Origin of the sequence: Mesorhizobium sp. M7A.F.Ca.MR.148.00.0.0, assembly GCF_003997735.1 — a bacterium.
Taxonomy (GTDB): Bacteria; Pseudomonadota; Alphaproteobacteria; order Rhizobiales; family Rhizobiaceae; genus Mesorhizobium.
The window spans coordinates 1-313 of sequence record NZ_RZTB01000283.1 but is presented as its reverse complement, the minus strand read 5'-3'; the positions used below and the strand labels follow the sequence as shown (position 1 = coordinate 313).

General features: G+C 59.1%; 1 protein-coding gene. It reads left to right on the top strand.

Going from position 1 to position 313, the window contains the following annotated elements; all coding sequences use genetic code 11:
- Window positions 1-2 precede the first annotated feature (2 nt).
- A partial coding sequence (locus EOB49_RS33935; RefSeq protein WP_127383507.1) for a response regulator occupies window positions 3-313 on the top strand: 311 nt, incomplete at its 3' end.

Sequence of the window (313 nt, the reverse complement as noted above, 5' to 3'; positions counted from 1 at the left end):
TTCTGATTTGCGATGACGATCCCCTCTTGCTCGAACTGATGGAATTCAGGCTCAGGGCAAAGGGATACGAGGTCATCAAGGCCATAGACGGGGCGGAAGCGCTCTTGAAGGCGGAGCATGAGGCGCCGGACATCATCGTGCTCGATGCGATGATGCCCAAGGCCGACGGCCTGGAGGTTCTTGCCCGGATCAAGAGCGACCCGGCTTTGTCGGAAATCCCGGTTGTCATGCTGACCGCCCGCAAGGGCGAAAGGGACATCGTCTCGGCCCTTGAGAAGGGGGCCGACGACTACCTTGTGAAACCCTTCATTCC